The sequence below is a fragment of the Flavobacterium degerlachei genome, assembly GCF_900106645.1.
In the GTDB taxonomy this organism is placed as follows: Bacteria; Bacteroidota; Bacteroidia; order Flavobacteriales; family Flavobacteriaceae; genus Flavobacterium; species Flavobacterium degerlachei.
In genome coordinates this window covers 463873-476596 of record NZ_FNMV01000001.1, presented here as the reverse complement: position 1 = coordinate 476596, position 12724 = coordinate 463873, and the positions used below count along the sequence as shown (strand labels likewise).

The 12724-nt window shown below is 33.9% G+C and carries 10 protein-coding genes; 3 read left to right on the top strand and 7 right to left on the bottom strand.

Annotated elements, in window-relative coordinates; all coding sequences use genetic code 11:
* Positions 1-28: 28 nt before the first annotated feature.
* Positions 29-2233, bottom strand: coding sequence for a patatin-like phospholipase family protein (locus tag BLV91_RS02055; protein WP_245709587.1), 2205 nt, complete (start codon positions 2231-2233; stop codon positions 29-31).
* 53 nt (positions 2234-2286) lie between these two features.
* Positions 2287-4086: an excinuclease ABC subunit UvrC gene (gene uvrC / locus BLV91_RS02050; protein WP_091429022.1), complete on the bottom strand. Its 1800-nt coding sequence runs from the start codon at positions 4084-4086 to the stop codon at positions 2287-2289.
* A 126-nt stretch (positions 4087-4212) separates the two neighbouring features.
* On the opposite strand from uvrC, the gene BLV91_RS02045 reads away from it, so the two are divergent.
* The 3 genes from BLV91_RS02045 to BLV91_RS02035 all read left to right on the top strand — a co-directional run bounded on the left by BLV91_RS02045 (position 4213) and on the right by BLV91_RS02035 (position 6136).
* Positions 4213-5181, top strand: coding sequence for a succinylglutamate desuccinylase/aspartoacylase family protein (locus BLV91_RS02045; RefSeq protein WP_091429019.1), 969 nt, complete (start codon positions 4213-4215; stop codon positions 5179-5181).
* Positions 5182-5341: 160 nt separating this feature from the next.
* Complete coding sequence (locus BLV91_RS02040) at positions 5342-5914, top strand: 5-formyltetrahydrofolate cyclo-ligase (RefSeq protein ID WP_091429016.1); 573 nt, start codon at positions 5342-5344, stop codon at positions 5912-5914.
* A gap of 27 nt (positions 5915-5941) precedes the next feature.
* A complete protein-coding gene (locus BLV91_RS02035) occupies positions 5942-6136 on the top strand; it encodes a hypothetical protein (protein ID WP_091429014.1) in 195 nt (64 codons plus the stop codon).
* 57 nt (positions 6137-6193) lie between these two features.
* On the opposite strand, the gene BLV91_RS02030 is transcribed toward BLV91_RS02035, so the two are convergent.
* The 5 genes from BLV91_RS02030 to BLV91_RS02010 form a co-directional block, all read right to left on the bottom strand.
* A complete protein-coding gene (locus BLV91_RS02030) occupies positions 6194-6793 on the bottom strand; it encodes a lipoprotein signal peptidase (protein WP_091429011.1) in 600 nt (199 codons plus the stop codon).
* Positions 6794-6881: 88 nt separating this feature from the next.
* The gene (locus BLV91_RS02025) at positions 6882-7262 is read right to left on the bottom strand and encodes a TraR/DksA family transcriptional regulator (protein WP_091429007.1); all 381 of its coding nucleotides are present in this window, start codon (positions 7260-7262) and stop codon (positions 6882-6884) included.
* A gap of 7 nt (positions 7263-7269) precedes the next feature.
* Positions 7270-10728, bottom strand: coding sequence for an isoleucine--tRNA ligase (gene ileS, locus BLV91_RS02020; protein ID WP_091429005.1), 3459 nt, complete (start codon positions 10726-10728; stop codon positions 7270-7272).
* Positions 10729-10960: 232 nt separating this feature from the next.
* Positions 10961-11674, bottom strand: coding sequence for a DNA repair protein RecO (recO, locus tag BLV91_RS02015; protein ID WP_091429139.1), 714 nt, complete (start codon positions 11672-11674; stop codon positions 10961-10963).
* Between the two features lies 1 nt (position 11675).
* Positions 11676-12689: an acyltransferase family protein gene (locus tag BLV91_RS02010; protein ID WP_091429004.1), complete on the bottom strand. Its 1014-nt coding sequence runs from the start codon at positions 12687-12689 to the stop codon at positions 11676-11678.
* Positions 12690-12724: the final 35 nt, after the last annotated feature.

Genomic DNA, 12724 nt, shown 5'->3' with positions numbered 1-12724 from the left:
TCGGAATTTTTATTGATAAAGTTTGAATTTAGAACGAAAATCCAACACTGAACCAAGTATACCCTTTTTTAGTTTCAGGTGACCAAGTATGTTTAATTTCAATAGGACCTACTACCGTTTCAAGACCATATCCAATAGCATAGCCCGAGTATTTAGGTATTGAAATCCAATCAACAGATTCAAAAATTCTGTCACCTAAATTTGCATAATTTGCAGCAAAATTAATATGATTATTTTTTAAAAACTCATAATCCATTGTCACAGTTGACTTAATATAACTATTAGCCGCAATACTCAAAAAATCATAGCCATAAAAATGTCTGAAATTGTTGATTTGGTTGTAGCCGTATCCACCTAAAATAAAATTAAAGAATGTAACACTTTCGTTACCAAAAGAAAAACCAGCCTCTGTTTGAATTTTAACCGTTGCATTTTTAAATAGGGTTGCCGCAATTCCAAAATCTCCTTTTACTATAGAAAAGGTATTAAATTCCTTTGTATAATCTGACGAAACCAAATAGGACTGAATATCTCCAGAACCATACCATCCTTTTTTAGGAAAATATTTATCATCAAAGGAGTCGTATTTCATATATCCAAAAACACTGAGGTAGTCACTATTATCTATTATAGGATCCATATTAGCCAAAGTTTCTGAAGTAATTTTTAATTTTTTATACTCCACCCCTCCACCAATTAAAAATTTCTGCACAAATAAAGATTGGAAATAAAGCTGATTTGTAACATCTGAAAAATCAACATTTATCGAGTTTACACCTAACGACTCAAAATCCAAGCTACTTATATCTCTAGCCACATTCCTATTAAATTGATTGAAAGAAGATTTAAAACCAAAACTTAAATTGTATCCATTTTCAATATAGTAATCAAAGTTATACCTGAAATTATCCCCCAGCACAAAGTCTAGCGATGCGATATCATTTTTAAACAAAGTCCTTTTACGAGTTAAGTTAAGCAATACAGCACTTTTAAATAGACCGTCATAATGCAATCCAAATTTCAAATATGTCTTGGTTGCATTTTCTTTCAAATTAAGATTCAGGTCGTCCAATTCCCCTTTTGGGTCTAATGAATAATTTATTACGCTAAAATTGTTTGTCGCATTAATGTTGTTAATTCCTGTTTCCAACTGTTTATAACTAATTGTAGTTCCAGGCTTAAATCTCAATTTCCCAAGCACATAGTCTTTTGTGAAATTATCTAATTCCGTAATATTTATATCATCAATTTGTAAACTGTCCGTTTGGGTTTTTAATTTAGGTTTCCTGTATTGAATTGAATCATTACGCCCCAACTCTTTTATTTTCTCAAAAACAGCAAATGTGGCTTCTTCCCCTTTTTGTATAATCTCTTTCCCTTTGTCAAATGATATTACTCCATAATCTGTAATGTCAGGCTTTATATAAATATCCGTTTTAAGGACATTATTTTTCATTTTTTCTATAGAATGAAGGTTGGTTATTTGAACTAGTATTTTAGTAGCATCATTAAGCGTAGTTCTATCCCGTAAGTCATCTTGCACATCAACTCCAATAATGATATCCGCCCCTAACTTTCTCACCTCATCAATAGGATAGTTGTTAGTAACTCCACCATCAACTAAGAGTTTACCATCAATCTCTACTGGAGAAAATAACGAAGGAAATGCTGAACTGGCAAGTAAGGCCTGCGCCAAATTACCCTTATTTAAGATCACTTGTTTACCTGATTCAATATCAGTACCAATACATAAAAATGGAGTAGACAATTTGCTGAAGTCTCTTATATGCCTTACATTCCTTGTAATCCTGCTTAATAAATTGAAATTATACATTCCTTTTGAAAGTGCTTCAGGTATTCCAATACTAAATTTGTTGAACGGCAAAACAAGCGCATACAACTCATCGTTACCTTTCTCGTAAAAATTCTTTGAGGATCTTGGAATGAAGTCATTGATCAATTCATCAAAATTGGTAACCTGAAAAATAGAATCAATTTGAGAAGCATTATAGCCTACAGCATAAAGCCCACCTACAACAGCACCCATACTAGTTCCTCCTATGTAGTCAATCTTTACACCCGCTTCTTCCAGCACTTTTAAAACTCCTATATGTGCAAATCCTTTTGCTCCACCACCACTTAGCACTAAACCTACCTTTGGTCTTTTTTGCTGTTGTGAAAACACCGCTATGCAACTAAAAAATATTAAAATTAGAAGAATATATTTTTTCATAAAGGACCTTTGTGTTTTTTATTACTTGCTACTTTTCATTACTTATCTCAAATTCATTCCTTTATGGAATTGTAAAAGTCGACAATTTTTTTGGCTTTTGATAATCCTATAACATCAGAAATTTCTTTTTCTGTTGCCAATTTTATTCTTTTTACACTTTTGAAGTGTCTAATTAATGCCAGCATTGTTTTTTCGCCTATTCCAGGAATAGATTCTATTGATGAATTTAGCGCTGCTTTACTTCTTTGATCTCTATGGTGCGTTATCCCGAAGCGATGCGCTTCATTTCGTAATTGTTGAATTACCTTTAGCGTTTCTGACTTCTTGTCTAAGTATAACGGAATCGAATCGCCTGGATAAAACAACTCCTCCAGTCTTTTTGCGATACCAATGATGGCTATTTTCCCTCTAAGCCCTAATTCATCAATACTTTTAAGAGCCGCAGACAATTGTCCTTTCCCTCCATCTATAATTATCAATTGTGGCAAAGGTTGATTTTCATCCAAAAGTCTTTTGTACCGGCGATAAACAACCTCAGTCATAGATGCAAAATCATCTGGACCTTCAACTGTTTTTATGTTAAAATGACGATAGTCTTTCTTACTTGGTTTTCCATCCTTAAAAACCACACAAGCCGCCACAGGATTTGTACCTTGAATATTTGAGTTGTCAAAACACTCGATATGCCTTGGTTCGAAAGGCAATCGCAAATCTTTCTGCATTTGCGCCATAATTCTTTTAGTATGCCTGTCTGGATCAACAATTTGTAATTGTTTCAATTGTTCAATCCTGTAAAATTTAGCATTACGAATAGAAAGATCTAAAATTTGCTTCTTGTCGCCTAACTGCGGTACAGTAACTTTTATATTTTCACCTAAATCTACCAAAAACGGAACAAGAATTTCCCGAGACAACAATTGAAATCTTTCTCTCAATTCTATTATTGCTAACTCTAATAACTCTTCATCTGTTTCTTCCAGCTTTTTCTTAATTTCCATCGTATGCGAACGAATAATCGATCCGTGGGAAATTTGCAAGAAGTTTACGTACGCGGCGCTTTCATCAGAAACGATGGAGAATACATCAATATTGGTGATTTTTGGATTTATGATTGTCGAGCGTGATTGGTAATTCTCAAGCACTTCAATTTTCTCTTTTATTTTTTGGGCTTCTTCAAAATGCATGTTTTGAGCAAGCTCAGTCATCACTTTCTTAAAGTCTTTCATGCTTTCTTTAAAATTCCCTTTGAGGATTTCGCGAATAGCGTCAACTTGTTTTTGATAATTTTCTAATGTTTCAAAACCCTCACATGGACCTTTGCAGTTTCCTATATGATATTCGAGACAAACTTTAAATTTTCCGCTTTCTATATTTGATTTACTTAAGTCATAATTGCAGGTACGAAGCGGATACAACTCTTTTATCAATTCTAAAATAGTATTTACTGTCTTGAAACTAGTGTACGGACCAAAATACTCTGAGCCATCTTTAACCATTCTTCTTGTGGCAAAAATGCGTGAAAAAGGTTCTTTCTTAATACACAACCAAGGGTAACTCTTGTCATCGCGCAACAATACATTGTATCGAGGCTGTAGCGTTTTTATCAAGTTGTTTTCTAATAAAAGTGCATCAGTCTCAGTAGGCACCACGATATGCTTAATGGTAACAATTTTCTTGACTAGAACATTAGTTTTGGCAGTATCATGAATCTTGTTGAAATAGGAAGAAACTCTCTTTTTTAAATTTTTGGCTTTACCTACATAAAGTATTTTCCCTTCTTTATCATAATATTGATATACACCAGGACCGTCTGGTAAAGTCTGTATTTGAAGCTCAAGAGTTGGGTTTTGCATTTTATCTGTATTTCACAAAAGCAGATAGCTGCATTTAGTGATGTGTGGTGATTTTTATACTTTGAATTTGATCCCAAATTTACGAATTACAAATAATAATTTCTACATTTAGCCTTTTTATTACCCATGAAAAACACAACACCCATAACTATTCTAGGAGAAGTTATCTTACCCGGCCAAAGCAAAACCATTGATATGGAAATCGCCAAATTACACAACACGGCGAAACTTAAAATTCCAATCATTATTCAGCGCTCTAAAATTGATGGCCCTACGGTTCTATTTTCAGCGGGGATCCATGGAGACGAAATAAATGGAGTGGAGATTGTACGTCAGCTAATCACAAAAAAAATCAACAAGCCAAAAAGAGGAACTATTATATGCATTCCTATAATCAATATGTTTGGTTTTATAAATATGTCACGCCAATTTCCTGATGGCAGGGACTTAAACCGCGTTTTCCCCGGAAGCAAAAAAGGATCATTAGCCAGCAGATTTGCTTACCATATCCTTACTGAAATCATGCCGCTAGTGGATTACGCAGTCGATTTTCATGCAGGAGGTGCCAGTCGATTCAACGCTCCGCAAATCCGACTTGCTCCAAACAGTCCTGAGTTAAAAGAATTAGCTGATGTTTTTAATGCACCTTTCACCCTGTTTTCTAAAAATATCGCAGGATCATTCAGGAATTCGAGTCAGAAATTAAATGTGAAAATGTTGCTTTTTGAAGGCGGAAAATCGCTTGATATCAACGAATCAATTGCTGACGCAGGTGTCGACGGTGTAAAGCGAGTCTTGGCACACCTTGAAATGTTGGACCCAAAGCATCTTGTTAAAGAACAAGCATCAAAAACAATTTATATTGAAAAGTCAGGCTGGATAAGAGCCAAGTGCTCTGGCTTATTACATGATCAAAATACGATTGGTAGCTTTGTAAAAAAAGGAACTATTCTGGCAATCATCACAGACCCTTTTGGCAAATTCGAACGAAAAATAAAGGCACCAAATGACGGTTATATCATCAATGCAAATCTTTCTCCTATCGTTTATCAAGGTGACGCTATTTACCATATATCTAAAACTTTAGAAAAGTAACCACCACTATCAGTGTATTTCATCTGATTTGAATCCGTATTTTTAGATATAAAAACTATTCCCACCACTCCACAAAATAAATGGTACAAAATTGTGATTATAGTCCCTGTAGAAGTAGATCATTTGAGTACTTTTATAGCTGATTTAAAAGGCAGCACTTATGCAAAAAAAGGAATTACGCTCGAAGTATAAAGAATTAAGAACACAACTTACTGAAAATGAATTAGAGGAAATGAGTATGGCTATTGCCAATAAACTATTGACTTTACCCATTTGGGAGAAGACCTATTTCCATATTTTCTTGCCTATTATTGAACATAAAGAAGTAGACACGGAACTGATCTTGCATTTGCTTTCAGGAAAGGATAAAGAAATTATCATATCTAAATCTGATTTTGAAACACGTAATATGACTCATTTTCTATTAACGGATAATACCAAAATCAAGAAAAACGAATACAATATTCCCGAACCAGTTGACGGAATTGAAGTTCCTTCCAATAAAATTGACGTGGTTTTTGTCCCGCTTTTGGCTTTTGACAAACAAGGACATCGTGTAGGGTATGGCAAAGGGTTTTATGATAAATTTCTTTCTGAATGTAAACCAGACGTAATCAAAATTGGACTCTCCTTTTTTGAAGCAGAAAATAAAATAACTGACGCTCACAAAGCAGATGTACAATTAGATTATTGCGTAAGTCCTACCGCTATTTATCAGTTTCAAAAAGCTTAATTTTGCATTCAATAATATATTTAAAACATGAAAAAAATTAAATGCCCAAGAGCTGTAATGGCAATTTTAGTTCTTCTGTTTACAGTTTCATTATCAAACTGTAGCATAACCACCGGAACCAGTAAATCAACATATAAAGCTAAAAAACTCCCACCTGGCCAAGCTAAAAAAATATATGGCGGGAAAAGTGCTAAAAAGTATGCTCCAGGACAAAATAAATAAAAAAAAGGACCAATTCAAAAATTTGAATTGGTCCTTTTTTTTATCGAAATTCAGAGTTTAACTCTTGTGAAAAGCTTTTTTGTTAAAAAAGATCAATATTCCTACTCCAGTCGAAATGGCCATATCAGCAACATTAAAGATGGCATTAAAAAATGTAAAATCTTTTCCTCCCCAAATTGGTAACCAACTTGGTAAAGTGCCGTGCCAAAACGGAAAGTAAAACATATCAACAACCTTACCGTGAAAATATTTGCCGTAAGGCTGATCAGTAAATAGCGTAGCTAATTGCGAATGGCTGTCGTCAAAAATAACTCCATAAAAAACAGAGTCAATAATGTTTCCAAATGCACCGGCAAGAATTAATGCTATTGCAACAATTAAATAATTAGAACTATGTTTTCTTTTCACAGAATCCCATAACCAATATCCAATTCCACCCACTGCAACCAATCTAAAAACAGTCAAGAACAACTTACCATAGGTACCTGGTATTTCAGTACCCCAGGCCATTCCTTCATTTTCTATAAAAAGGATTTTAAACCATCTAAAAACTTCAACTTCTTCCCCTAATATAAAATTAGTTTTTACAAATATTTTTGAAACCTGATCAACTATTAATATAATGAAGATAAGTAGATACGCTTTTCGTAATGACATTTTTAAAATTTTAAGTGGCGCAAAAGTAATAATTTTATCAAAAAAAACGCTCCCAATGGAGCGTTAAATATTTATATAACGGAAGATATTATCGTTGTTGATTTTTTGCTTCAATACTCATGGTAGCATGAGGAACGATTTTCAATCTTTCTTTACTAATTAGTTTACCAGTTACTTTACACAAACCATAAGTTTTATTCTCAACACGGAATAATGCATTCTTCAAATCACGAATGAATTTTTCCTGGCGAATAGCCAGTTGCGAGTTCGCTTCTTTAGACATACTTTCACTTCCTTCCTCAAATGCTTTAAATGTAGGCGATGTATCATCAGTACCGTTATTCAAATCATTCATGTAGGCGCTCTTTATCAAGTCTAAATCAGCTTGCGCTTTATGTATTTTATTTAGAATTATCTCTTTGAACTCTGCCAAATCAGCGTCAGAGTATCTTGTTGGTGCATCTACCATATCCTAATTATTTAGTAATTTTTATTTTTGTTTTTATTTCGTCAAACTCAATTTCTGTGCCATTTTCTATATCTTCTTCAAAAACCAATTCCTCTGTTAATGTTTCTGATTTAATATATTCTACATTTGTTTTTACTGCCTCTTCTAAAGTATCATTTTTCTGCAAATGAACCTTTATTTTATCCGTCACTTCAAATCCCGAATCCTTTCTGATATTTTGAATCCTGTTTACTAACTCTCTTGCTATACCTTCTTTTTTCAATTCCGGAGAAATGACAATATCAAGAGCTACGGTTATTCCGTTAGAATTAGCAACCAACCATCCTTCTATATCTTGGGATGAAATCTCCACATCTTCTAATGTTAAAGTTATGCTTTTTCCACCAATAATAACGTCTATAGCTCCAGCACTCTCCAATTGACTGATTTTTTCTGCAGAAAAACCCTGTATCTCTTTAGAAACCAGACCCATGTCTTTTCCAAAACGGGGTCCTAGCGCTTTAAAATTAGGCTTTATTTGCTTCACCAAAACTCCAGAGGCATCGTCTAAAAGTAAGATTTCCTTAACATTTACCTCAGCCTTAATCAAGTCAGAAACTGCCTCAATTTCAAGCCTTTGATTCTCGTCAAGTACTGGAATCATTACCTTTTGTAATGGTTGACGCACCTTAATCATTTCCTTTTTACGGAGTGATAATACTAATGAAGAAATGGTCTGTGCCTTCTGCATTTTGCTCTCTAACATTTTATTAACATAGTTGTCAACCGAAATCGGAAACTTTGCCAAATGTACACTGTCATAATTTTCCGACTGTGTTGCTAAAGTTAAATCTCTGTAAAGCTTGTCCATAAAGAACGGAGCGATAGGAGCACCCAACTTACTTACTGTCAATAAACAGGTATATAAGGTCTGATAAGCCGCAATTTTATCTTGTGCATATTCCCCTTTCCAGAAACGTCTTCTGCACAAACGAACATACCAGTTGCTTAAATTTTCTTGAACGAATTCAGATATCGCACGAGCTGCTTTTGTAGGCTCATAGTCTGCATAGAAACCATCGACGTCTTTTATCAAAGTATTCAATTCTGAAATAATCCATTGGTCAATTTCAGGTCTTTCGTTTACTGGAATTTCAGCTTCCTCGTATTTGAATCCATCGATATTAGCATACAAACTAAAGAACGAATACGTATTGTATAAAGTCCCAAAGAACTTACGACGCACCTCAGCAATTCCTTCTAAGTCAAATTTCAAATTGTCCCAAGGATTGGCATTCGATATCATATACCATCTTGTTGCATCCGGACCATATTCTCCTAGTGTGTCAAAAGGATCTGCCGCATTTCCTAGACGCTTGGACATTTTTTGTCCATTTTTATCCAAAACCAAACCGTTTGAAACTACATTTTTATAGGCTACTTTATCAAAAACTAAAGTGGCTATAGCATGCAGGGTATAAAACCAACCACGCGTTTGATCTACTCCTTCAGCAATAAAATCAGCTGGAAAATCTTTATTCTCGTCAATTTTGTCTTTATTTTCAAAAGGATAATGCCATTGTGCATAAGGCATTGAACCTGAATCAAACCAAACATCAATCAAATCAGCTTCCCTTTTCATTGGTTTCCCTGAAGCAGAAACTAAGGTAATCGCATCGACTACATTTTTATGTAAATCAACTAAATCGTAGTTTTCTTCAGCCATATTTCCAATTTCAAAACCTTTAAAAGGATTTTCTTTTTGGAATCCAGCCTGAATCGACTTTTCGATTTCATTGTATAATTCTTCTATCGAACCTATCAAAATTTCTTCGGTTCCTTCTTCATTTCTCCATATTGGCAATGGAATTCCCCAATATCTTGAACGGGATAAATTCCAATCGTTGGCATTTTTTATCCAGTTTCCAAAACGTCCTTCTCCTGTCGATTTTGGTTTCCAGTTGATGGTTTCATTCAACTCAAACATTCTGTCTCTAACTTCCGTGATTTTAATGAACCAGGAATCTAGAGGATAGTATAAAATAGGCTTGTCTGTTCTCCAACAATGTGGATAACTGTGCACATATTTCTCTACTTTAAATGCTTTATTTTCTTCTTTTAATTGAATAGCAATTTCAACATCTATAGAACGTTCCGGTGCTTCACCGTCATTATAATATTCGTTTTTTACATATTTCCCAGCATACTCACCCATATGTGAAGTGAATTTTCCTTGTAAATCCACTAATGGAACTGGAACTTCATTTTCGTCTAAAACCAATAAAGGTGGTACTTCTGGAGAAGCTTCTTTTGCTACTTTAGCATCATCTGCCCCAAAAGTTGGTGCAGTGTGTACAATTCCTGTTCCATCCTCAATGGTCACAAAATCTCCCGAAATTACTCTAAAAGCATTCTCTGGGTTTTGATAAGGCAAGGCAAAAGGCATTAACTGTTCATAACGAATTCCAACTAAATCAGCTCCTTTGCATTCTGCAAGGATCTGGTATGGAATTTTTTTATCCCCTTCTTTGTAATTTTCAAAATCACTAAGGTCTTTACTTTCATAAAACCCTTTCCCGAATTGTTTTCCAACTAAATTCTTAGCTAAAATAACATTTGTTAGAGAAAATGTATATTGATTGAACGTTTTTACTAAAACATACTCAATTTTTGGTCCCACAGTCAAAGCTGTATTAGATGGCAAAGTCCATGGCGTTGTTGTCCAAGCCAAGAAATAAATCTCATCAAGATCTAAAACTGATAATTTATAATGCTGTAGATTTTTTGAACTGATATAATCATAGAACTTTGAACACAAAAGTTCTCTTGACGATTCCAAAACTTTGAATTGAGCCACAACCGTTGTGTCAGTTACATCGCGGTAACTTCCTGGTTGATTCACTTCATGCGAAGATAATCCTGTTCCTGCTTTTGGAGAATACGGTTGAATGGTATAACCTTTATACATCAAATCTTTATTATAGATTTGTTTCAATAGCCACCAAACAGTTTCCATATATTTAGGTTTGTAAGTCACATACGGATCTTCCATATCTACCCAATATCCCATTTTTTCGGTTAAATCATTCCATACGTCCGTATAACGCATCACGGTTTTTTTACACGCTTCGTTATAGTCTTCAACGGAAATTTCCTTCCCTATGTCTTCTTTTGTAATCCCTAACGCTGCCTCTGTTCCTAATTCTACAGGTAAACCATGAGTATCCCAACCTGCTTTACGCTTAACTTGGAATCCTTTTTGTGTTTTATATCTGCAAAAAATATCTTTAATGGCGCGTGCCATAACATGGTGAATTCCCGGTAAACCATTTGCCGAAGGTGGCCCCTCGAAAAACACGTACGGTGGATTACCTTCACGAGTTGTTATGCTTTTTTCAAATATATTTTCTTTCTTCCAAAAATCAAGTACTTCTGACGCCACAGTTGGCAAGTCAAGTCCTTTGTATTCAGTAAATTTTGTGCTCATTTTATCCTTTTCTTTAATCGAAGTGCGAAAGTAAGGAATTTTCAATAATTAAACACGGATTTCATGAATTGACGTAGATTTTTGTTAACTACTGCGTTTCAAGTAATTTAAAAGTACAAATAATTCGATTTGCACATTTATTGAACTGAATAATAAAAGTATCTATTAAGCTGAAAATATCAGTATTCGCTTATGTTTTCATTAACCTTTTCAGGAAACTAAACTCCATTTTTCAAGAAAAAACTTCCTTTAAAACATCTAGGGATTTTGGCTTTTTGAAACCGTCAAGATGAAAACTGTAGTAGTCAATCAGAATTTTAAGCACTATTTGCCTTTCAATGACATGAAAGATTTTTTGGTCATTATCCAATTTTAAACTGATGAGCTTTCTAAACAAATTCGTTTCATGCTCTGTTAGCGAACTTATGGCGTGAAAAGGCGAAAAAACACCTTCGGTCATTTCGAAAAAACGCATCTCTATGTCGGAAATATCAGGATAAAATCCAAGATATTTTGTGGTTTCAAGCAATAAAATTAGATGAAAATTAGCTATTTCATCATGATGATCTAACCACAACAAGGCCGTTTCTAGAAAGCTAAAAAGTGATTCGTTTTCTTCCTCCTCATGTATTGAATGATGTAGAATTTCCGATACAAACATTACAATTGTGCTCTTATAAATATCCGAATGAATAGTCTGAAACGGTGTGCTAATCTTTATTTCTTTGAAGTTTTCTAAGGTTCCTTTATTCTTATGGACAGCCTCAATTTCAAGAATTGTCAGTGGCTGAAAATACGCGATTTTTTGATTCGATTTTCTACCTGAGAAAGCGTCCCTTACAAAGTAAGATTTCAACCCATGAGACTGGGTGAAACATTTCACAATCAAGCTTTTCTCTTGAAATTTTATTGACGAAATAACGATGGCTTTTGTTTTGACTTGCATTTTAATTGTGGGTTTTGAATCGATCCAAGAACCTTTTCTCAATATAGAACCACGAAAAAGCGGCAAATAAAAAGGTTATCAAAATTACATAAATTGCCATTAGGAAAGGATTGTATCTTTCAAATAAATTATACTGCCTAAAAAGCTGAATGATTGGAAAATGATAAATATATAGCCCGTAGGTGAAATCACCAAACTTCCCCAAATTATTTAGAAAAGGAAAGCTATAAGCCGCAGCTATAACCAATGTCCCAAATACTGCCGGATAAAAAACGCTTAAATTTAAGTCTAAGTAATTTGAGATTAACAATGTTGAAATCGCTAATAGTAACAAGGTTTTGTTATTGTCTAACACAAATTTTAAATTCAAATATAAAAATATTCCTACCACAAAATACGCTAAATAGCCCGGCAATTGCTTAGCTAACAAAGGCATATTAAAATAATCATCCATTAAAAACCAATACAGCAGCGATAAGAAATAGAGTGTTATCAGAACAACAAACGGCTTTTTAACTTTTTTAATGAAATAAAAAATAAAAGGCAGTGCAATATAAAAGCCTTCCTCTACTTTTAAAGTCCATAACGCCCCATTAACAGCACAAATTAGATTGTTTTCAAAAATACCAGGCAGGCAAGGATGCATAAAATTCAAAAAGACAGAATTCCACCCTAAATATTTATAAACGTTTATATCTGTAAAATAATCTATAACACTATACTTGCCAAAAAAGGCCAAAATCAAAACTGAAAGTAACAATACAAAAATGTAGGCTGGAACGATCCTTTTTACTCTTTTGACAAAGTATTTTCTTAAGGACGGCGTATTGATATAGCTTTTGGCGACTAAAAAACCGCTGATAACAAAAAATCCTTTTATACCTATTATTGCATTTGTATAGTCTAATAAAAAATGAAGGTTTTTATTTTGAGAAAGTTCACCAAGATGCGCTAACAGAATATCTATAGCAAAAAACATCCTTAAAAAATCAAAGCAATTTTTGTTGTTATTCATTTATAAAAATATTGAGCAGCTATTCTTAACAGCTC